The sequence below is a fragment of the Frigoriflavimonas asaccharolytica genome, assembly GCF_013294015.1.
Taxonomy (GTDB): domain Bacteria; phylum Bacteroidota; class Bacteroidia; order Flavobacteriales; family Weeksellaceae; genus Frigoriflavimonas; species Frigoriflavimonas asaccharolytica.
This window is the reverse complement of the sequence record NZ_JABSNO010000022.1, coordinates 39,784-59,091: the sequence shown is the minus strand read 5'-3', so window position 1 is coordinate 59,091 and position 19,308 is coordinate 39,784. Positions and strand designations below refer to the sequence as shown.

General features: G+C 32.4%; 27 protein-coding genes and 1 pseudogene. 25 read left to right on the top strand and 3 right to left on the bottom strand.

All coding sequences use genetic code 11. The annotated features are described in order from the left end of the window. Positions 1 to 601: 601 nt before the first annotated feature. From HNQ03_RS12905 to HNQ03_RS12895, 3 genes are all read right to left on the bottom strand, one after another. Complete coding sequence (locus HNQ03_RS12905) at positions 602 to 2,305, bottom strand: tetratricopeptide repeat protein (RefSeq protein WP_173780105.1); 1,704 nt, start codon at positions 2,303 to 2,305, stop codon at positions 602 to 604. Between the two features lie 227 nt (positions 2,306 to 2,532). Further along, a complete protein-coding gene (locus HNQ03_RS12900) occupies positions 2,533 to 5,016 on the bottom strand; it encodes a hypothetical protein (RefSeq protein WP_173780104.1) in 2,484 nt (827 codons plus the stop codon). Between the two features lie 312 nt (positions 5,017 to 5,328). Continuing rightward, positions 5,329 to 6,300 carry a hypothetical protein gene (locus HNQ03_RS12895; protein ID WP_173780103.1) on the bottom strand — a complete coding sequence of 324 codons (972 nt, stop codon included), beginning with the start codon at positions 6,298 to 6,300 and terminating at the stop codon, positions 5,329 to 5,331. Between the two features lie 137 nt (positions 6,301 to 6,437). Here HNQ03_RS12895 and HNQ03_RS12890 point away from each other — a divergent pair, with 137 nt between their 5' ends. The 25 genes and pseudogenes from HNQ03_RS12890 to secY all read left to right on the top strand — a co-directional run bounded on the left by HNQ03_RS12890 (position 6,438) and on the right by secY (position 19,307). After that, complete coding sequence (locus HNQ03_RS12890) at positions 6,438 to 6,704, top strand: transposase (protein ID WP_173780102.1); 267 nt, start codon at positions 6,438 to 6,440, stop codon at positions 6,702 to 6,704. Between the two features lie 14 nt (positions 6,705 to 6,718). Continuing rightward, positions 6,719 to 7,507 (top strand): annotated as a pseudogene (locus tag HNQ03_RS16055) (IS3 family transposase); the annotation flags it as partial. A gap of 295 nt (positions 7,508 to 7,802) precedes the next feature. Continuing rightward, positions 7,803 to 8,324, top strand: coding sequence for a hypothetical protein (locus HNQ03_RS12875; RefSeq protein WP_173780099.1), 522 nt, complete (start codon positions 7,803 to 7,805; stop codon positions 8,322 to 8,324). Positions 8,325 to 8,333: 9 nt separating this feature from the next. Beyond that, positions 8,334 to 8,630 (top strand): DUF805 domain-containing protein, encoded by a 297-nt coding sequence (locus tag HNQ03_RS16260; protein ID WP_173780098.1) that lies wholly within the window; start codon positions 8,334 to 8,336, stop codon positions 8,628 to 8,630. Between the two features lie 212 nt (positions 8,631 to 8,842). After that, complete coding sequence (rplC, locus tag HNQ03_RS12865) at positions 8,843 to 9,469, top strand: 50S ribosomal protein L3 (RefSeq protein WP_173780097.1); 627 nt, start codon at positions 8,843 to 8,845, stop codon at positions 9,467 to 9,469. Next, positions 9,460 to 10,089 (top strand): 50S ribosomal protein L4, encoded by a 630-nt coding sequence (gene rplD / locus HNQ03_RS12860; RefSeq protein ID WP_173780096.1) that lies wholly within the window; start codon positions 9,460 to 9,462, stop codon positions 10,087 to 10,089. Before rplC ends, rplD begins: the two co-directional genes overlap by 10 nt. A 3-nt stretch (positions 10,090 to 10,092) precedes the next feature. Beyond that, positions 10,093 to 10,389, top strand: coding sequence for a 50S ribosomal protein L23 (gene rplW, locus HNQ03_RS12855; protein ID WP_173780095.1), 297 nt, complete (start codon positions 10,093 to 10,095; stop codon positions 10,387 to 10,389). A 14-nt stretch (positions 10,390 to 10,403) separates the two neighbouring features. Further along, a complete protein-coding gene (rplB, locus tag HNQ03_RS12850; RefSeq protein ID WP_173780094.1) occupies positions 10,404 to 11,225 on the top strand; it encodes a 50S ribosomal protein L2 in 822 nt (273 codons plus the stop codon). Positions 11,226 to 11,227: 2 nt separating this feature from the next. Next, complete coding sequence (gene rpsS, locus HNQ03_RS12845; protein ID WP_173780093.1) at positions 11,228 to 11,506, top strand: 30S ribosomal protein S19; 279 nt, start codon at positions 11,228 to 11,230, stop codon at positions 11,504 to 11,506. Further along, positions 11,506 to 11,907, top strand: coding sequence for a 50S ribosomal protein L22 (gene rplV / locus HNQ03_RS12840; protein WP_173780092.1), 402 nt, complete (start codon positions 11,506 to 11,508; stop codon positions 11,905 to 11,907). Before rpsS ends, rplV begins: the two co-directional genes overlap by 1 nt. 2 nt (positions 11,908 to 11,909) lie before the next feature. Next, complete coding sequence (gene rpsC, locus HNQ03_RS12835) at positions 11,910 to 12,656, top strand: 30S ribosomal protein S3 (protein ID WP_173780091.1); 747 nt, start codon at positions 11,910 to 11,912, stop codon at positions 12,654 to 12,656. An 80-nt stretch (positions 12,657 to 12,736) separates the two neighbouring features. Further along, complete coding sequence (gene rplP, locus HNQ03_RS12830; protein WP_173780090.1) at positions 12,737 to 13,162, top strand: 50S ribosomal protein L16; 426 nt, start codon at positions 12,737 to 12,739, stop codon at positions 13,160 to 13,162. A gap of 11 nt (positions 13,163 to 13,173) precedes the next feature. Continuing rightward, positions 13,174 to 13,368 (top strand): 50S ribosomal protein L29, encoded by a 195-nt coding sequence (gene rpmC, locus HNQ03_RS12825; RefSeq protein ID WP_173780089.1) that lies wholly within the window; start codon positions 13,174 to 13,176, stop codon positions 13,366 to 13,368. A gap of 11 nt (positions 13,369 to 13,379) precedes the next feature. Continuing rightward, positions 13,380 to 13,634, top strand: a complete 255-nt coding sequence (gene rpsQ / locus HNQ03_RS12820; protein ID WP_173780088.1) for a 30S ribosomal protein S17 — start codon at positions 13,380 to 13,382, stop codon at positions 13,632 to 13,634. After that, entirely contained in the window at positions 13,634 to 14,002 is a 369-nt protein-coding gene (rplN, locus tag HNQ03_RS12815) for a 50S ribosomal protein L14 (protein WP_173780087.1), read from the top strand. Before rpsQ ends, rplN begins: the two co-directional genes overlap by 1 nt. 20 nt (positions 14,003 to 14,022) lie before the next feature. Next, positions 14,023 to 14,343, top strand: a complete 321-nt coding sequence (gene rplX / locus HNQ03_RS12810; RefSeq protein ID WP_173780086.1) for a 50S ribosomal protein L24 — start codon at positions 14,023 to 14,025, stop codon at positions 14,341 to 14,343. A gap of 11 nt (positions 14,344 to 14,354) precedes the next feature. Continuing rightward, a complete protein-coding gene (gene rplE / locus HNQ03_RS12805; RefSeq protein ID WP_173780085.1) occupies positions 14,355 to 14,906 on the top strand; it encodes a 50S ribosomal protein L5 in 552 nt (183 codons plus the stop codon). Between the two features lie 3 nt (positions 14,907 to 14,909). Next, a complete protein-coding gene (rpsN, locus tag HNQ03_RS12800; protein ID WP_173780084.1) occupies positions 14,910 to 15,179 on the top strand; it encodes a 30S ribosomal protein S14 in 270 nt (89 codons plus the stop codon). Between the two features lie 152 nt (positions 15,180 to 15,331). Next, entirely contained in the window at positions 15,332 to 15,730 is a 399-nt protein-coding gene (gene rpsH / locus HNQ03_RS12795) for a 30S ribosomal protein S8 (RefSeq protein ID WP_173780083.1), read from the top strand. A gap of 18 nt (positions 15,731 to 15,748) precedes the next feature. Beyond that, positions 15,749 to 16,294, top strand: coding sequence for a 50S ribosomal protein L6 (gene rplF / locus HNQ03_RS12790; protein WP_173780082.1), 546 nt, complete (start codon positions 15,749 to 15,751; stop codon positions 16,292 to 16,294). A gap of 15 nt (positions 16,295 to 16,309) precedes the next feature. Beyond that, positions 16,310 to 16,657 (top strand): 50S ribosomal protein L18, encoded by a 348-nt coding sequence (gene rplR, locus HNQ03_RS12785; protein ID WP_173780081.1) that lies wholly within the window; start codon positions 16,310 to 16,312, stop codon positions 16,655 to 16,657. A gap of 19 nt (positions 16,658 to 16,676) precedes the next feature. After that, positions 16,677 to 17,198: a 30S ribosomal protein S5 gene (rpsE, locus tag HNQ03_RS12780; protein WP_173780080.1), complete on the top strand. Its 522-nt coding sequence runs from the start codon at positions 16,677 to 16,679 to the stop codon at positions 17,196 to 17,198. 11 nt (positions 17,199 to 17,209) lie between these two features. Then, a complete protein-coding gene (gene rpmD / locus HNQ03_RS12775; RefSeq protein WP_173780079.1) occupies positions 17,210 to 17,386 on the top strand; it encodes a 50S ribosomal protein L30 in 177 nt (58 codons plus the stop codon). A gap of 80 nt (positions 17,387 to 17,466) precedes the next feature. After that, a complete protein-coding gene (rplO, locus tag HNQ03_RS12770) occupies positions 17,467 to 17,916 on the top strand; it encodes a 50S ribosomal protein L15 (RefSeq protein ID WP_173780078.1) in 450 nt (149 codons plus the stop codon). Positions 17,917 to 17,924: 8 nt separating this feature from the next. Continuing rightward, the gene (gene secY, locus HNQ03_RS12765; protein WP_173780077.1) at positions 17,925 to 19,307 is read left to right on the top strand and encodes a preprotein translocase subunit SecY; all 1,383 of its coding nucleotides are present in this window, start codon (positions 17,925 to 17,927) and stop codon (positions 19,305 to 19,307) included. Position 19,308 lies beyond the last annotated feature (1 nt).

Sequence of the window (19,308 nt, the reverse complement as noted above, 5' to 3'; positions counted from 1 at the left end):
ACCATCAAATTTTCTTCTCGTTTTTCTCATGTTTTTTCCGACTATTTAAAGTTAATAATTTCAACTTAAATAGTGGTCCAGTTTTTCAAGGGTATCATAAATGTTTCATTATTTTAATTACTTATTAGAAAAATAAAATTTAAATTATCAAAAAGTTGTTCTTTGTCGCAAGTCTTGGATTTGTAATTGGTTTTTTAAAGCAGGTGGCTTATGGCAAAAAGCTTGTTGCATGTGCTTTAATAAGAGGAAATGAAGCTTGCGCTGGTGGAGCTGTCAAAAAGCTTTTTACTTAGCTAAAAGTAGGAAATAAATGATAAGAACAAATAGCGAAATATGAGTTTAGAATTTTTTAATTACAAAATTTCATTATAAATACTAAGAATTTAGCACTTTAAGACACAGATAATCTGGTCTTTATAGTGATTCGTTCATTTGTCCACCTATTTGTCCACCCCTTTTTCTTTAGTTTTTAATTATCGAGATGTACTTTTACAGTAATTAATAGATAAAAATAAAACAATCTGCTAATTACCAGAAAACACAATTCTTTATATTTTGCAAACCTGTTTTACGTAAGTACTACAGGTTTTTTCTATGTAAATTAAATACTTATTTCGCTATATTTTTTCCGAAGTCGCTGCTTTGCTTTTTTCACAGCATCTACCGTTACGCCCAAAATATTAGACATTTCATTGTTGCTCATTCCCATTTGTGCCAGAATTATAATCCTCAAATTAGAATCTGTAAGATCTGGTAATTCCTTTATTAATGCATGATATTCTTCCGGGTTTTCATTAATATAAATTGTCTTAAAATTTGTCCAATTTTCATGTGTCATCAAATGAGATTCCAATAGTTTTTGTAGCTCCCCTTTTTGTACAGAATTATATGGAGAGGTAGAATTTGTTACTTTTTCTATCTCATGTTCCAAGTTTTCTATTTGTTCATTTTTTTCAGATAGATAAATTTTGTAGGATTCTATTGTCTGTTGAGATACCGTCAATTTTTTTTCAGATTTCAATTGGTTTAGAGATAATGTTAATACCTTCTTATCAAAATCAGATTTTGCAATTTTGTGTTTATTTTTTAAAAATTTTACGATAAAAATGATAAGAACTATCAAAAACAGAGAAAACACAATAGCTGCAATCTTTTGTATATATTCTTTATCACCTTTTTCCTTTATGGCGGCAAGCTGAAATTGCGAAATTTCTTTTTGAGTATCCCAATTAATTTCAGATATAGCTTCTTCGCCATCAAAATTCTTTAATTCTAATTTTAAGGTGTCTACTTTTCTTCTTAATGCTAATTCTTGAGAATCATCCTTCCTACTTTTTGCGACTTCTAGTAATTGTAAAAAGATATCTAGTTCAGAACTTTTGAAGTAGTTTTTGGATTTGGCAATACAGTTGGCTTTTTGTAGTACTTTTTCAGCCAAGTCTATTTTTTTTTCTGCTAAGTAAACATTACTCAAATGTATTAAAGCAAACATTGTATTTTGATGGCTCTTCAATTTTTCAGAAATTTCTATATCTTTCAAGATTAGTTTTTCCGCCTCATCGTATTTCTTTTCACTCGTTTTTATAATTCCGATATTACCTAGAGTTTTAGCATACCTCAATTCATCCTTACTTTTCAGTGCAATTATTTTGGCTTCATTATAATATTTTTCTGCTTCTTTGCTATTGTTTAGTTTCCAATAGCAATTGCCAATATTATCCAGAATATTGGCCATTTCTCTAGCATTTTCATGCGTATATGTTTGCGCTTTTTTTAAAAATTTAATAGCATTTTCACGTTCACCAATAGTATCACTAAAATAGCCGATTTTTATGTAGGTTTTCGCAGGCTGAATAATGTCTTGATCCGGATTTTCTTCTAAATATTTGATGGAACTTAAGAAATAGGGAAAAGAATTTTTGTATTCTCGGTACTTATAGAGATAAAAAGCATAATTAACTTGTGTCCACATAATTAAATCTTGCCGATTTAATTTTATGGAACTTTTAATAGCCTTTTCGAAAAGTCTCGTGCTTTCACGATTCATTTGGTCTTGCAAATCTGAATTTTTGTTAGCCACAAAAATTTGCTCGATGATTGGGTAGATTCTAGCTTTCACCTTATTTTCAGATGCCAATTTCCCAATGAAATTTTTTAACTGTATGGTGTCTTTTTGCTGGTCATAATTTTTAGAAATCGAAAATACAAGCGAGTTAATTTGATCCAAATCATTCTTCGTCGAAAAAAATTGTGAAAAACAAATAATTGGTAAAAAGATAGAAGCAAAAAATATAAGTTTTTTCATAGAGATGAAGTGCAATTATTACATCCTGCAAGATAATTAAACTAAAGACCCAAAACAATTTTTATAAAACTATAACAGAATTGGTTTAGTAGTTTTTATCGTGACAGAATTAAATATTTTCCCATTCAAATTCTTATTGAAGTATTTTTATTATTATTTTTTCTAACAATTTTTAAGTAATTAAAAATTAAAGTATTGCGATTATTTAAATTTGTAAAAGTTTATAGTTACTTTCTCATATAATATTCAAAATAAGAACAACTGTTTCTCAAACTTTTCACTGTTTTGGTATCGGCGTATTTACTTTTTAGCAAGGCAAAATTATTTCTGAATTTAGAATTTTTAAAAGCATCTTCCCTAGCTTCTCTAGCTTTCATTTTCGCTTCATAATTTGAATCACTATAAGAAATTTCTTCAGAATTTTCAGATTCTGCTTGGTAATATTTTCCTTGTTCCGCACTCGCCATTTGAAACAAAATTCTGGCTTGCTCTTCTCTATCATTATTTTTCGCCAATGCTTTTTGATAGTAATTTAATGCAAGATCAAAATTGTCTGGCTCTATAAAGCTGTTATAGCTAAAGTTTTTGTAATAATAATGGAAATCTGTTTCGCCATAGCCTCCATTAAATTTTGGCCCATTTTCGTTGGTTACATCCATCACAAATACATGGCGATAGTAGCCAAGCAGAGAAGTATTGTATAGTAAATTACCCAAAAGTTGATTTGCTTTTGCTGCAATTTCAGAATTTCCCTTACCCGTGTTTTCTAGTTGAATGGCTGCGTTTGCTAATTCTAATTTCGTCATAGAATTTTTTATGAACGGAAAATCTTTCGTATTCTCGGCTTTCATAGATTCATTGGCCGCGCTTCCAAAACTTTCCCAAATGTTGTGACCAAAAATAAGATTAGATATATTTTTAAATCCATCATATTGGTTTTTGTCAAATTTCATCATTGAGCTTGTTCTGCTTTCTTCGTTCCAATGATAAACTGTCCGCGGAATCCCTGTAAAATTTGTAGCAGCTTGATAATGCTCTTTTGCTTTGGCAAATTGTGCATTTCTCATCGCAAAATCTCCATAAATCACATTAAAGAAAGCGTCTGTATTACCTACATTATTTAAATTTTCCGCGATATATTTTTCAAAAGGATTTTTGTTATTCTTTTTGTAGAATGCTTCTACCTTTTTCACCAATTCAGAATTCGGATTATATTGCAAATCAGACAGTTGGTTGTTCATTAAGAAAGATTTTCCATCTTCACCCTGCAAAAAGTATCTATTGGCAAGAATATCTCTTATGAAATCCGTCGTGCTATTACCATTTTCCCAATAATTTTGTTGTTCTTTTGGTTTCGCAGTAAAAAATTGGCCGTATTTTGTAATCATTTCTACCTCAAATTTTTCGGTAATTTTTGGTTGAGAAACAATGTCATTCAGCATTTTCAGTTTTTTTATTTCTTCCAAATATTGCGAATCATTGGTTTTTATTTGATTCAAGATCATCAAACTTTTCGCATAATCTTTATATAAAAATTGAATATATGCATCCGCCATTTTCCAATAATCGTCATCCGATTTTGCACGAGCTTTTGCAATAAATTTCCCTAATTCTACGGTATAATCTTCACTATTACCTTCAGCCATTTGTAAGGATGCATTGTAGAGTGGTAGTCTTTTGTCTTTAGTTTTGCAATCCTTACCACAAGTTACGTATATCGGAAGATAGGAGCGTTCCAATTCATTGATAGATCTTGCTGCTAAAACTTTCAAAATATCTGAATTAGCATTGTTTTGCAACATCTTTTCCATTATAGAAACAGGATTATTAAATTTGTTGTATGCCAATAGAAAGTACGCCACATTTTTTTCTTCTGCATTTTTTGCCATTTTCACCAAAGATTCAAACTCACTATTGTTGCTGAATTTCATGGAATTATAGGCGCTCTTTTTCTTATTTCTAGAATGCATAAAAACTTGAAAAAAATCGTAATTCGCTTCGTTAAATAACAATAGTCCACGTTCTGCGCCAGCTTTCTGATCGAGTGCATACCAATAAATAGGCGTATCTTTTTTCAATGGTTCTACATATTTTTTAAAGTCATTTACAGATGCTGCAAATTTGCGAGAATAATGGTTGAAACGTACCATTTGATAGCCATACCTCAATTTTATTTCAGGATTTTTTGCGGCGTTATAAAGACTTTTTAAGGCAGCAATAGTTTTTGCATAATTTAATTGAGTCGCATTTTTTTCAGAAGAATCTGATGGATAATAAAAAGAATCTGGATTTTCTTGGTATTGAATTCTCATGTAAGGTTCCATATATTTGGCCTGAATGAGATAATCCATTGCTTCTTTATATTTTGTATAAAATCTAACGCCGGTTTTTTGAAATAATGGGTGAGAGAGCTTCCCAGATTTTATATTATTTAAATGTTTGATGTCTACTAAGGTTACCAAAGCTCTGGTTTCTTCATAATTCAAATCATTATTAAAGAATTTCTGCCAAGCTTCAATATTTTCATCTAAAATTGCGTTTTCATCCTCATAAAAAGGACTAGAATATGTGAGCAAAAAAGGTTGATATGCTTTATTCGGAATTAAATTTTGCGTGAAAACATTAAAATATTCATAATCTGGTTCATACCATGCACAAGCTTTGGATTGTCCGTAAAATGCGATTAATACTAGTAAAATTAGTTTTTTCATTAGAGGTGTTTTTTAATATTCTTTTCAAAATTGACTTTGAGAGTTTTTAATTTTGCCTTAATTTTCTTAACCAAAACAAACTATGTTTGTTCCTTCTTAAAAAAAGCGCACTTAATTCTCTCAATTCCTTAATAAAACTCAATGGTGAAAATTAACAGCAAAAATAAACTTTGTCCTCCCGATTGCTCTCGGGATTTACCCTTGGTTTTGCTGAAACTTAACAAAGTTGTTAGACGCAGTCAATCTCCGATTTGACAAAGGTTGTGGATGAAATATCCACTATTAATTTTGTAAAGTTTAACATCCACAAATTCAAAATTGATAGTTTTTCAAAAACCGACGATCCAATTGATAATAAATGATGTTGTATTCAGAAATTTTATCATCAATAAATGCTAACGTTTCATCCAAATCATTTTGCGCTACAGATTCAATTTTAATGGTAAAATCTTTGCTCAAATACATCCCGAAATAGAAACCATCTTGCTTTAATTTAAAAGTGTTTTCAGAAATTTTTATAAAATTAGTATTATTTTTTAAATCTTGTATTGTTAAAGCGTTAATTAATTTATGTTTATTTTCAAAATTAGTAACAATTCCCCAGGAATAAATAGGAAGCGCAATATCCATTCTTAAAGGATAATCATCCAAATCGGAGAGATAATTTTTTAAAGTAGGCACATCCAGAATAGAATTTTTTGTTGAATTTTCTAATGGGGAAGAAGTTGCATAGCACATCAAATATACTTTTTGAACAGGTGGAATTCCCGTCGCTTTTTTATCTTTCACTTGATGCAGTCTCAAAGTGCAAGTAATCTGTTTTCCCGAAATTTGCTTTAAAGTCTCCAGAAATTTAAAATAATCATCTTTCGTTCCGGCAGTCCAATCACAATCTATTTGTAATTCATTATTAGTGTTGAGTTGAAGTTCTGCACTTTTTTTCTGTATTAAATTATGGATGCTTTCTGCAAGAAATTTTATTTCTTCTTTATTAATATGTAGAAACGCTTCATTTTTAATAAACACAACGGGAACAATTTTCTTATCCGTTTGAAAAGAAGCATCTTTAGTAATCACACCAACAGGTTGAAATTTGCCAGCAACTATATCTACATCAAAAAAACGAGTGTAGAGTAGAGGAACTTTCGCATTTTGAAGCGCAGTTTTTTCTTCATTATTTAAAGCCAGATTTGTTTTCCAATAATAGAAAGTGTGTTCTTTTGGAGTTTTGTCTTTGCAATTAAAAATTAGAAATAATAACAAAAAATAGAGGAGTTTTTTCATTGTTAAATTTAGAAAAAATAAATCATTAATGAAAGATTATTAATTCAAACATTTACCTTATTGTGAAATTCATCACTTTGTAGTCTTCCCCAAAAACCGGATCATTTAAAAATGTAGTTTTTAAATTTGGGAAGAATATGAAAAATAGCAGATTTACAGAAGTTCAGATCATTAAAATTTTGTCTGAACAGCAACAAGGAAAAACGGTAAATGAAATTTGCCGTTCAAATGGAATTAGCCAGCCAACATTTTACAAATGGAAGAGTAAATATGGAGGTCTGGATGTTCAACAGCTTTCGAAAATGAAAGAGATGGAGAAAGAACTCTCGCAGTACAAAAAAATTGTGGCAGAGCTTACTTTAGAAAATGTGGTAATGAAAGATGTCATCGCAAAAAAGTTCTAACGCCTTGTGAGAAGCGAGATTTAGTGGTTTATTCCAAAGAGTTCCACAAGATCAGTTCTCGCAAGGCGTGTAAGATCTTCAGTTTGAGAAGCTCGGTTTTCTATTATCAAAAGGTAATTAAAAGTGCCGATGATGAAATACGCATGGAATTGGTTTTGCTTGCAGAAAAGCATCAAACATGGGGATTTTGGACAATGCATCACCGTTTGAGAAACATAGGTTTTAAGTGGAATCATAAGCGAGTTTATAGGATTTATAAATCAATGAAACTCAATTTGAGGTGCAAAAGAAAGAAACGACTTCCAGCGAGAGTAAAAGAACCGTTGCTACGCCCAATTTACCCCAATGTAACTTGGAGTATGGATTTTATGCACGATACTTTGGAATGTGGAAAAAGCGTGAGAACCTTGAATATCATTGATGATTTCAATAGAGAGATTTTGAATATTACAATTGATACCAGTTTACCATCGTCAAGAGTTATCGCACAATTAAAGCAATTAATTGAATGGCGGGGAAAGCCGGAAAAAATAAGAGTAGATAATGGACCAGAGTTTATTGCAATGAAATTGAAGTTTTGGTGTGAAGAAAACGAAATCAAACTTCACTACATTCAACCAGGAAAACCTACGCAAAACTCATTGGTGGAAAGGTTTAACAGAACATTTCGGGGAGAGTTTTTAGATGTTTATCTATTTGAAAACATTATACAGATGAGAAATTATGCAGAAATATGGATGTGGATGTACAATAATGAAAGACCACATAGCGCATTACAATACCTTACACCACGGGATTTTTAATTGAAATATGGAAAACTCAGCCACACCAATCCAGCAGAGTTTCCAACATTCCAACAAAATTTTTACAGCGACAACAACAATTTATTAACAAAAAACTCTACTTTTGAATGTACCTAATGGTGGGAAGATTACAACTTCAATATTTTGTATTGTAAACTTTTTTCTGTACATTATAAACAAAATAAATATTATGATTAAAAGTTATTTAAATTTAATGTCCTACCTTTTTATTATGTTAATAATTAGTTGTAGTCGGCAAAACAATCCTGACATAGTTTCCAAAAATATAAATTCTATGACTTTGAATACAAATGATGTAGAAAGAAATAGTAAAGAAAATACTTTGACTTACAATGGTTTAATTATTTTCGATAAAACCACCAAAGAGACAAAAGCAGTTAATTTAAAAAATTCACCTGTTCCAGACATTACAATTTTGGCTCAGGAGAATCCTAATCTTCAATATCATCTGATGAAAAGTGAAGTTGAGCTTTTAGGTATCGTTCCAATTTTTAATAATGACGAAGAATTTACAGACTATATTGTCGAAAATAAAAGTGTGATAAATGCAAATGTAACGTTGTATTTAGATCATGAAGTAATTAATATTGTTCAAATTACTAATGGAGGTATTTCACAAATTGTAAGTAGTGGTGGTTCGGAAGATAGTGATTATCCGTGTACTTACGATGGCATAAGAACTTGTGTTGATGAAGGTATTCATGACCAAAACTGGTATCAAATGGTATTATGTATATCAGAAGGTTTTGGATGTGTAGTAGAGTGGTATATTAACTGTACAATTGATAACTGTTAAAAATTAACTATGAAAAATTACTTTAATTCGCTTGCAAACCTATTCAATTTTAATAAAAAAATTTCTTTGAAAGTATTTTGGATTTTTTTTGGTGTTATGATGATATTAAATATCATTATGCGATCATTGTATATGAGAGAAATTATCACAATAGAAATCTATAATGTTTATACTATACTCATTTTATTAACTTTTATATCATTTGGATTTAGACGATTAAAAGATGCTGGATTTTCTGGCTTTTTGTTTCTGATTCCGATACTTAATTTAATTTTAGCAGGGTTTCCTTCCAAAAAACAAGTATAGCAACTACGATCATCATTCAATTTAATCTTCATTTAACCGTGAAGATTTTTTTATTTCAACAAATTTAAAATTATTTTCAATCTCATTTTGTCAATTCCAAAATTATTTATACATTTGCACACTCAATTTGAGGAAGAAGTGTGCCTATTTCAATCATAGAAATCACTAAAACTCAATGAGAAAAATAGAAATCTTAAAAAGATATAAAATATATGTCAGGTATAATTGGAAAAAAAATCGGGATGACATCTCTTTTTGACGAGGCTGGGAAAAATATTCCTTGCACCGTTATTCAAGCAGGTCCATGTACGGTTTTACAGGTCAGAACCATAGAGAAAGATGGGTACGTTAGTGCTCAACTAGGTTTCGATGACAAGAGTGAAAAGAACGTTGGTAAAGCGTTAATCGGCCATTTTAAAAAGGCTGGTTCTACTCCTAAAGCTAAATTAGTTGAATTCTATCACGAATTCGTTAATAATTTAACAATGGGAGATGTAGTAAAGGTAAATCTATTCGCAGAAGGCGAATTTGTAGATGTAACTGGAACGTCAAAAGGTAAAGGTTTTCAAGGGGTTGTGAAAAGACACAACTTTGCGGGGGTAATGCAAGCGACTCACGGACAGCACAACAGATTAAGAGCTCCAGGTTCGATCGGTGCAGGTTCAGATCCTTCTAGAGTATTCAAAGGAATGCGTATGGCAGGAAGAATGGGTGGTGATAAAGTTACCGTACAAAACCTTCAAGTGTTAAAAGTAGACGAAGAGCAAAACCTTTTAGTAGTAAAAGGAGCTATTCCGGGAGCAAAAAATTCTTATGTAATTATCAGAAAATGGAATTAGTAGTATTAAATACACAAGGAAAAGAAACCGGAAGAAAAGTTGCATTTGATGAGTCCGTTTTCGGTATCGAACCAAAGCAACACGCGGTTTACTTAGAGGTGAAGCAATATCTTGCTGCACAAAGACAAGGTACGCACAAATCTAAAGAGAGAAGCGAAATTACAGGTTCTACAAAGAAACTGAGAAAACAAAAAGGAAGTGGTGGAGCCAGATATGGTGATATCAAAAATCCATTGTTCAAAGGTGGAGGTAGAGTTTTTGGTCCAAGACCAAGAGATTATAGATTCAAATTGAACAAATCTCTAAAAAGATTGGCAAAAAAATCTGTGCTTTCTCAAAAAATGAAAGATAACAGTATTATGGTATTGGAAGATGTATCTATGGATGCTCCAAGAACTAAAGATTTTATCACTATATTAGATGCATTAGCATTGAATGGTAAAAAATCTTTGTTCATTTTACCAGAAGCAAATAAAAATCTTTATTTATCATCAAGAAACTTAGGCAAAACGAAAGTTGCTAATTATAATGAGATCAGCTCTTATGATTTAGTACATGCTGGAGAAATTGTTTTCTTTGAAGGTGCTGTAGAGAAATTTCAAGAAAATTTAAAGAAATAAAGCATGTCGATAATTATAAAACCCGTTATTTCGGAAAAAGCAAACTACTTGACAGAATTGAGAGGAGATTATACTTTTTTGGTAAACCCAAAAGCGAATAAAATCCAAATCAAAAATGCGATAGAAAAGGCTTACAATGTGAAGGTAGCTGATGTGAGAAGTATGATATACGCTCCAAAAGTGACTTCTAAGCAAACCAAAAGAGGTATGCAAGTAGGTAAAACAAATAAAGTGAAAAAAGCAGTTGTATCTCTTGTTGAAGGAGAAGTAATTGATATTTTTTCAGTAGAAAACAATTAAAATAAACAAAAGTAATGTCTGTTAGAAAATTAAAACCTATCACCCCGGGACAGAGATTCAGAATTGTAAACAATTTTGAGGAAATTACTACTAACAAACCAGAGAAATCTCTAACCGTTGGTATTAAAAAATCAGGTGGTCGTAACCAAACAGGTAAAATGACCATGCGTCACATCGGAGGTGGACACAAAAAGAAATACAGAATTATAGATTTCAAAAGAAACAAATTAGATGTTTCTGCAGAAGTTCTATCTGTAGAGTATGATCCGAACAGAACTGCATTTATCGCACTTTTAGAATATACAGATGGAGAGAAGAGATACATCATCGCTCCAAACGGTATCAAAGTAGGACAAACAGTAATTTCTTCGGAAACAGCAGAGCCTAATGTAGGTAATGCTATGAAATTGAAAAACATTCCATTAGGAACTGTGGTTTCTTGTATAGAATTAAGACCAGGACAAGGTGCTGTAATGGCAAGAAGTGCAGGTTCTTCCGCACAATTAACTTCTAGAGATGGTAAATATGCCATCATCAAGTTGCCTTCTGGAGAATCTAGAATGATTTTAGTAGAATGTATGGCCATGATTGGAGCTATATCTAATTCTGATCACCAACTTACCGTTTCTGGTAAAGCAGGTAGAAGCAGATGGTTAGGTAGAAGACCAAGAGTAAGACCAGTAGTGATGAATCCTGTAGATCACCCAATGGGAGGTGGTGAAGGTAAATCTTCTGGTGGACATCCAAGATCTAGAAACGGTCAACCGTCTAAAGGTTACAAAACAAGAAACAAAAACAAAGAGTCTAACCGTTACATCTTATCTAAAAGAAAATAATTATGGCAAGATCACTTAAAAAAGGACCATTTATTTACTATAAATTAGATAAGAAGGTTCAAGCAAATATAGAGTCTAATAAAAAGACAGTAATCAAAACTTGGTCTAGAGCGTCTATGATTTCTCCAGACTTTGTAGGGCAAACAATTGCTGTACATAATGGGAAATCATTTATTCCTGTTTATGTAACAGAAAACATGGTAGGTCACAAATTAGGAGAATTTTCTCCTACTAGATCATTCCGAGGTCATACTGGTAACAAAAATAAAGGGAGTAGATAATGGGATCAAGAAAACAAGATAGCGCAATAGCTAGAAAAGAAGAAAAAAGAGATATTGTACAAGCTCGTATGAATGATTGTCCTACTTCTCCAAGAAAAATGAGATTGGTTGCAGATATTATCCGTGGCGAAAATGTAGAAAGAGCACTTTCTATATTAAAATTCTCCAAAAAAGGAGCTTCAATTAGATTAGAAAAATTGCTTTTGTCTGCAATGGCAAACTGGCAAACCAAAAATGAAGGAGCAGATATTGAAGAAGCAGATCTTATCGTAAAAGAAATTATGGTAGATAGTGCAAGACAATTGAAAAGATTGAGACCAGCACCACAAGGAAGAGGTCATAGAATCAGAAAAAGATCCAATCACGTTACATTAATCCTTGGTAATAAAGAAAGCAAATAGGTATGGGACAAAAAACAAATCCAATAGGAAACAGATTAGGAATCATCAGAGGATGGGATTCTAACTGGTATGGCGGAAAAGATTATGGAGACAGAATCGCTGAAGATTACAAGATCAGAAGATACCTAGACGCAAGATTATCAAAAGGTGGTGTTTCTAGAATATATATAGAAAGAACTCTTAAATTAGTTACTGTTACTATTACCACTGCAAGACCAGGTCTTATCATTGGAAAAGGTGGACAAGAAGTTGACAAATTGAAAGAGGAAATGAAAAAATTGACTGGCAAAGAAGTTCAGATCAATATTTTTGAAATCAAAAGACCAGAGCTAGATGCTGTATTAGTAGCAGATAGTATTGCAAGACAAATTGAAAACAGAATTTCTTACAGAAGAGCTGTAAAAATGTCTATCGCAAGTACCATGAGAATGGGAGCTGAAGGTATCAAAGTACAAATTTCAGGTAGACTGAATGGTGCAGAGATGGCTAGAAGTGAAAACTTTAAAGAAGGTAGAATTCCACTATCAACTTTCCGTGCAGATATAGATTATCACATTGCCGAAGCTGCTACACAATATGGTAGATTAGGTGTGAAAGTTTGGATTATGAAAGGGGAAGTTTACGGTAAAAGAGATCTAACACCATTAGTTGGTCAACAGAAAAAAGGTCCTTCTACAGGTGGTGGAGATAGAGATCGCCGTTCAGGTGGTGATAGAGATAACAGAAGACCTTCAAGAGACAGAAAATAATTACAAATTTTAGGCTCAAATTTTAAATTACCGTTACTTTTTTAAAATCAAAATCTAAAATTCAATCTAAAATTTAAATTATGTTACAACCAAAAAGAACCAAGTTTCGTAAGGTCCATAAAATGAAAATGAAAGGCATAGCTGGTAGAGGACACCAACTTGCTTATGGAACTTTCGGAATCAAAGCTACAGATGGAGCTTGGGTTACTGCAAGACAAATAGAAGCAGCACGTATTGCTGCAACTAGATATATGAAAAGAGAGGGTCAACTATGGATCAAAATATTTCCAGACAAGCCTATTACCAAAAAACCAGCCGAAGTAAGGATGGGGAAAGGAAAAGGTGCTGTAGAATATTGGGTAGCTGTAGTAAAACCAGGTAAAATAATGTTTGAAGTTGGCGGTGTTCCTTACGAAGTTGCTAAAGAAGCACTACGTTTAGCTGCACAGAAACTTCCAATTGTTACTAAGTTTGTAGTAGCTAACGATTTTGTTAAACCTCAATAAAAGATCTAGAAATGAAAAATGCTGATATCAAAAATTTAAGCGCAGGAGATTTGCAAAATAATCTAACTTCTATGCAAGCAGAATACACAAAGTTGAAACTTGCACACAAGATTAGCCCTTTGGAAAATCCTATTCAAATCAAAGATTTGAGAAGAACAATTGCAAGATTGCAAACAGAATTGTCTGCTAAACAACAACAACAATAATTCATTTTAAAATGGAAAGAAATTTAAGAAAACAAAGAATCGGAATTGTTTCTAGCAATAAAATGGAAAAAACTATTGTTGTAAGTGAAACAAGCAGAATAAAGCACCCGATGTATGGAAAATTCGTTTTGAAAACGAAAAAATATACAGCTCATGATGAAAATAATGAGTGCAACGAAGGAGATACAGTGGAAATTGTAGAAACAAGACCTTTGAGCAAGAGTAAGAGATGGAGATTAGTAAGAATCATTGAAAAAGCTAAATAATGTTACAAACAGAATCAAGAATAAAAGTAGCTGATAATACTGGTGCAAAAGAAGTACTAGTGATCAGAGTTCTAGGTGGAACAAGAAGAAGATATGCTTCAGTAGGTGATAAAGTGGTAGTTACTATCAAAGAAAATTCATCCGCTGGATCTGCTAAAAAAGGACAAGTTTCTAAAGCAGTTATTATTAGAACAAAAAAAGCAGTTCGTAGAAAAGATGGTTCATACATCAAATTTGACGACAATGCTTGCGTTCTTTTAAATCCAACAGGAGAAATGAGAGGTACACGTGTTTTCGGACCAGTTGCTAGAGAATTAAGAGATAAGGAATATATGAAAATTATATCTCTTGCTCCAGAAGTACTTTAATTTTACAAAATTCCAAGAAAATGACAAAATTAAAATTGAAAAGAGGAGATAACGTAATCGTTACTACCGGTAAATATAAAGGTACCAAAGGAGAAATTCTTCAGGTAATAAGAAAAGAAGGTAAAGATCCTAGAGTAATTGTTGCAGGCGCAAACATTGTTAAAAAACATATGAAGCCTTCTGCACAAAGTCCTCAAGGTGGTATTGTAGAAAAAGAAGCGTCTATTAATATTTCTAATGTTATGCTAACTGACAAAGATGGTAAAGCAACAAAAACTGGAAGTAAAATGGATGGCAATAAGAAAACTAGAGTAGCTAAATCTACCGGAGAAACAATATAATTAATACAACGATGGAATATATAGCTAGACCCATTAATAATTACAAAGAAAAAATTGTTCCTGCAATGATGGAAGAGTTTGGGTACAAATCCGTAATGGAGGTTCCTAAATTATTGAAAATCTGTCTTTCTCAAGGTTTGGGAGAAGCAAGTGCAGACAAGAAAATTGTAGATTATGCAATAGAAGAATTGACGATGATCACTGGTCAAAAGGCAGTTGGTACTATTTCTAAAAAAGATGAAGCAGCTTTCAAATTAAGAAAAGGAATGCCAATTGGAGCTAGAGTTACTTTAAGAGCGCATAAAATGTATGAGTTTTTAGATAGACTTACTTCTTCTGCTTTGCCAAGAATTAGAGATTTCAATGGTATCAAAGCTGATGGTTTTGATGGTAGAGGAAACTATAATCTTGGGATTACAGAACAGATCATCTTTCCAGAAATAGCAATTGATAAAGTAAAGAAAATTCAAGGAATGGATATTACTTTTGTTACAACTGCGAAAACTGATAAAGAAGCGAAAGCATTATTAACGCATTTTGGTATGCCTTTTAAAAAGAACTAAAAGATGGCTAAAGAATCAATGAAAGCGCGTGAGCGCAAAAGAGAAGCTACAGTAGCAAAATATGCAGAGAAAAGAAAAGCTTTGAAAGAAGCTGGAGATTACGAAGCATTACAAAGATTACCTAAAGACGCTTCACCAGTAAGATTACACAACAGATGTAAAATCACTGGAAGACCAAGAGGATACATGAGAACTTTCGGCTTATCTAGAGTTACATTTAGAGAGATGGCAAACAAAGGTCTTATCCCAGGTGTGAAAAAAGCAAGCTGGTAATTATTATCAATAAAAAATCCGGGTAATTAAGTTGAAATAAAGAACCAAGAGACAAGATAAGAGAACCAAGATTTAAATCTTGATTTTTGAATTTAAAATCTTGATTCTGAAATCAAAACTAATTATCATTAACCAAAATAATTTAATAAAAAATGGTAACAGATCCAATTTCAGATTTCCTAACTAGAGTAAGGAACGCTCAAAGCGCAGGCCACAAAGTGGTAGATATTCCTGCATCAAATGTTAAAAAAGAGATTACGAAAATTCTTTTTGAACAAGGTTATATTTTGAATTACAAATTCGAAGAAAGCGAAGTTCAAGGGAATATCAAAATCGCTTTAAAATATGACAAAAAAACCAACAAACCAGCTATGAAGTCTATACAAAGAGCTTCTAGACCGGGTTTAAGACAATACAAAGGAACAAAAGATCTTCCAAGAGTATTGAATGGTTTAGGTGTGGCTATTATTTCAACATCAAGAGGATTGATGACTGATAAGAAAGCCAGAGAAGAAAAAGTAGGTGGTGAGGTAATTTGCTACGTATATTAACAATTAAAAATTAGGAAAATGTCTAGAATTGGTAAAGCAATTATCACTATTCCTGCAGGAGTTACAGTTACCGAAGAAAATGGTGTTGTAACAGTAAAGGGTGCTAAAGGTACCCTAACGCAAGAATTAAAAGGTGGTATTTCATTAAAACAAGAAGACGGCGTACTTACACTATCCCGTGCTACAGAATCTAAAGAAGATAAAGCACTACACGGATTGCTAAGAGCGTTGATAAACAATATGGTGATAGGAACCTCAGAAGGTTTCACCAAAAAATTAGAATTAGTAGGTGTAGGTTATAGAGCTTCACATGCTGGGCAAAGATTAGATTTATCTTTAGGTTTCTCACACGGTATTGTAATGCACATGCCAGAGCAAATCACGATTGAAACACTTACAGAAAAAGGTAAGAACCCAATAATTACATTGTCATCTTTTGATAAGCAACTTCTTGGGATGGTATCCGCAAAAATAAGATCTTTCAGAAAACCAGAACCATACAAAGGGAAAGGTGTAAGATTCGTTGGAGAAATAATAAGAAGAAAAGCTGGTAAATCTGCTTAATAAAATCATAAGAATATGGCACTTACTAAAGTACAAAAAAGAATAAGAATAAAAAGAAGAGTAAGAGGGAAAATCTCTGGATCTTCAGAATTACCGAGATTAACTGTTTACAAAAGCAATAAAGAAATTTATGCTCAAGTAATAGATGATGTCTCTGGAACTACGTTGGCTTATGCATCTTCTAGATCATTGGATACAACAGGTACAAAAACAGATGTTTCTATTGCAGTTGGTAAAGCAATAGCAGAAAAAGCACAAACTGCTGGTATTTCATCAGTAGTTTTTGATAGAAACGGATTTGTATATCACGGAAGAATAAAAGCACTTGCTGATAGCGCAAGAGAAGCAGGACTAAAATTCTAATCATTAAATTTCGGAAATTATGTTAGGTATAGAAAATATAGAAAGAGTGAAACCGGGAGGATTAGAATTAAAAGATCGTCTTGTTTCTGTAAATAGAGTTACAAAAGTAACCAAAGGTGGTAGAGCATTCGGTTTTTCTGCAATTGTTGTTGTAGGAAACGAAGATGGTATCATCGGCTTTGGTTTAGGAAAATCTAAAGAAGTAGCTTCAGCTATTGCAAAAGCAGTAGAAGATGCTAAGAAAAATTTAGTAAAAATACCAAGAAAAAATACTACAATTCCTCACCAAACTTCAGCAAGATTTGGTGGTGCAGATATTTTCTTGAGACCAGCTTCACAAGGTACCGGTGTTATCGCCGGTGGACCAGTTCGTATGGTAGTAGAGAGTGCAGGTATTACAGATTTACTTTCAAAATCTAAAGGATCTTCTAATCCACATAATGTTGTAAAGGCAACTTTCAAAGCATTATTGGATATTAGAACACCAGAAGAAATTGCAAGAATGAGAGGTATATCATTGGAGAAAGTTTTTAAAGGTTAATTTTTAAGAAAATGGCGAAAATAAAAATCAAATTAGTAAGAAGTGCTATTAATAGAACTAAAAGACAAAAGAGAACTCTTGAAGCTTTAGGTTTTAAAAAATTGCAACAAGTAGTAGAACATGATGACTCTCCAGCAATTCTTGGAATGGTGAGAGCAGTAGGTCACCTTCTAGAAGTTCAAAAATAAGAAATTAGACAAGAGATTAGAGACGGAATTTTTATGAAGTCTCCAATCTCTAATCTTTTAATCTCAAATCTAAAAATATCATGAATTTAAATAAATTAAGACCAGCAGCAGGTTCTACACATAATTCAAAAAGAATTGGTAGAGGGCAAGGAACTGGAAAAGGTGGTACTTCCACAAAAGGACACAAAGGACAAAAGTCTAGATCTGGATACTCAAGAAAAGTAGGTTTTGAAGGTGGTCAAATGCCTTTGCAAAGAAGATTGCCTAAATTTGGTTTCACCAACATCAATAGAAAAGAATTTAGAGGTATCAACCTTGATACATTACAAATGCTTATCGATACTAAAGATGTAAAAGGAGACATCACAAGAGATGTTTTGATGGAACATGGTTTAGCAGGTAAAAATGATATGGTGAAAATTTTAGGTAGAGGAGAGCTGACAAGTGCAGTTTCTGTATCTGCAAACAAATTTACCAAAACAGCTGAAGAAGCTATTGCTAAAGCAGGCGGAAAAGCAATCACTCTTTAATACAAGAAATGAACGGATTTATACAAACACTCAAGAATATTTGGAGTCTAAAAGAATTAAGAGAAAAAATTCTCTTCACTTTGGGTATTATCCTAGTGTATAGATTTTCAACATACATTTCTCTTCCAGCAATTAATCTTGCTGAAGTTGGAGATTTATTAGAACATTATAAAAGTCAAGGTGGTAATAAGCAAGGTGCAGGTCTTTTAGGTTTGCTATCTTCTTTTACTGGTGGTGCTTTTGCAAATGCTTCTATCATGGCTTTAGGAATAATGCCGTATATTTCTGCATCTATTATTGTGCAATTAATGGGTATGGCAATTCCATATTTACAAAAACTGCAAAAAGACGGAGAGTCTGGTAGAAATACCTTAAATCAGATAACAAGATGGCTTACAATAGCTGTTTGTTTAGTTCAAGCTCCATCTTATCTTACCTCAATTACACAAATGTTTTTGCCTTACTCGCAATTTCAATCAGCTTATTATATAGAACCAAGCCAGTTTATGTTTTGGTTTCCTAGTATAGTATTATTGGTTGCAGGTTCTGTATTTGCAATGTGGCTAGGAGAAAAGATTACAGATAAAGGTATCGGTAACGGTATTTCTATCCTTATTATGGTAGGTATTTTAGCAGGTCTTCCACAAGCTTTCGTACAAGAATACGTTACGCAAACTGGAGCAGCTGGTGCTGGTACAATAGTGATTTTGATAGAAGTAATATTCTGGATGGTCGTTATACTACTAGGAATTTTACTTTCTGTTGCAGTTCGCAAAATCCCAATTCAATATGTAAGTAGAGCACAAGCTAGAGGTGGTGTTACTAAAAATTTGATGGATGGCGCAAGACAATGGATACCATTAAAAGTTAATGCAGCAGGTGTAATGCCAATCATTTTCGCTCAAGCATTGATGTTTTTACCAGGACTTTTAACAAAAGTAGATTCCACGAATACATTTTTGGGAGGTTTTAAAAATGTTTTTAGCTGGCAATACAATCTCTTGTTCGCACTTTTGATTATTATATTTACATTTTTCTACACTGCAATCACAATTCCTGTGAATCAAATGGCAGATGATCTAAAGAGAAATGGCGGTCTAATACCGAAAGTAAGACCAGGAAAAGATACATCTGATTACTTGGATGATATTTTATCAAAAATAACTTTGCCAGGTTCAATATTTTTAGCTATTTTTGCAATCCTTCCAGCGCTTGTGTTTGGTTGGCTAGTTCAAACAGAAGGATTTGCTTTGTTTTTCGGAGGAACCTCACTATTAATCATGGTTGGAGTTATTTTGGATACAATACAGCAAATCAACACGTATTTACTAAATCATCATTATGATGGTTTGATGCAGTCTAAATTATCTAGAACATCAAACCCACAATAAA

Bases quoted from the DNA above. Each gene is read 5' to 3' on its own strand.
- rpmD (WP_173780079.1), top strand. From the start codon at position 17,210: ATGGCGAAAATAAAAATCAAATTAGTAAGAAGTGCTATTAATAGAACT.
- HNQ03_RS16260 (WP_173780098.1), top strand. From the start codon at position 8,334: ATGAAAAATTACTTTAATTCGCTTGCAAACCTATTCAATTTTAATAAA.
- rpsQ (WP_173780088.1), top strand. From the start codon at position 13,380: ATGGAAAGAAATTTAAGAAAACAAAGAATCGGAATTGTTTCTAGCAAT.
- rplP (WP_173780090.1), top strand. From the start codon at position 12,737: ATGTTACAACCAAAAAGAACCAAGTTTCGTAAGGTCCATAAAATGAAA.
- rplB (WP_173780094.1), top strand. From the start codon at position 10,404: ATGTCTGTTAGAAAATTAAAACCTATCACCCCGGGACAGAGATTCAGA.
- HNQ03_RS12905 (WP_173780105.1), bottom strand. From the start codon at position 2,305: ATGAAAAAACTTATATTTTTTGCTTCTATCTTTTTACCAATTATTTGT.
- rplX (WP_173780086.1), top strand. From the start codon at position 14,023: ATGACAAAATTAAAATTGAAAAGAGGAGATAACGTAATCGTTACTACC.
- rpmC (WP_173780089.1), top strand. From the start codon at position 13,174: ATGAAAAATGCTGATATCAAAAATTTAAGCGCAGGAGATTTGCAAAAT.
- rpsE (WP_173780080.1), top strand. From the start codon at position 16,677: ATGTTAGGTATAGAAAATATAGAAAGAGTGAAACCGGGAGGATTAGAA.
- rpsN (WP_173780084.1), top strand. From the start codon at position 14,910: ATGGCTAAAGAATCAATGAAAGCGCGTGAGCGCAAAAGAGAAGCTACA.
- rplW (WP_173780095.1), top strand. From the start codon at position 10,093: ATGTCGATAATTATAAAACCCGTTATTTCGGAAAAAGCAAACTACTTG.
- rplF (WP_173780082.1), top strand. From the start codon at position 15,749: ATGTCTAGAATTGGTAAAGCAATTATCACTATTCCTGCAGGAGTTACA.
- rplC (WP_173780097.1), top strand. From the start codon at position 8,843: ATGTCAGGTATAATTGGAAAAAAAATCGGGATGACATCTCTTTTTGAC.
- HNQ03_RS12895 (WP_173780103.1), bottom strand. From the start codon at position 6,300: ATGAAAAAACTCCTCTATTTTTTGTTATTATTTCTAATTTTTAATTGC.
- rpsS (WP_173780093.1), top strand. From the start codon at position 11,228: ATGGCAAGATCACTTAAAAAAGGACCATTTATTTACTATAAATTAGAT.
- rplD (WP_173780096.1), top strand. From the start codon at position 9,460: ATGGAATTAGTAGTATTAAATACACAAGGAAAAGAAACCGGAAGAAAA.
- HNQ03_RS12890 (WP_173780102.1), top strand. From the start codon at position 6,438: ATGAAAAATAGCAGATTTACAGAAGTTCAGATCATTAAAATTTTGTCT.
- rplN (WP_173780087.1), top strand. From the start codon at position 13,634: ATGTTACAAACAGAATCAAGAATAAAAGTAGCTGATAATACTGGTGCA.
- rpsC (WP_173780091.1), top strand. From the start codon at position 11,910: ATGGGACAAAAAACAAATCCAATAGGAAACAGATTAGGAATCATCAGA.
- rplO (WP_173780078.1), top strand. From the start codon at position 17,467: ATGAATTTAAATAAATTAAGACCAGCAGCAGGTTCTACACATAATTCA.
- HNQ03_RS12875 (WP_173780099.1), top strand. From the start codon at position 7,803: ATGACTTTGAATACAAATGATGTAGAAAGAAATAGTAAAGAAAATACT.
- rplV (WP_173780092.1), top strand. From the start codon at position 11,506: ATGGGATCAAGAAAACAAGATAGCGCAATAGCTAGAAAAGAAGAAAAA.
- rplR (WP_173780081.1), top strand. From the start codon at position 16,310: ATGGCACTTACTAAAGTACAAAAAAGAATAAGAATAAAAAGAAGAGTA.
- secY (WP_173780077.1), top strand. From the start codon at position 17,925: ATGAACGGATTTATACAAACACTCAAGAATATTTGGAGTCTAAAAGAA.
- rplE (WP_173780085.1), top strand. From the start codon at position 14,355: ATGGAATATATAGCTAGACCCATTAATAATTACAAAGAAAAAATTGTT.
- HNQ03_RS12900 (WP_173780104.1), bottom strand. From the start codon at position 5,016: ATGAAAAAACTAATTTTACTAGTATTAATCGCATTTTACGGACAATCC.
- rpsH (WP_173780083.1), top strand. From the start codon at position 15,332: ATGGTAACAGATCCAATTTCAGATTTCCTAACTAGAGTAAGGAACGCT.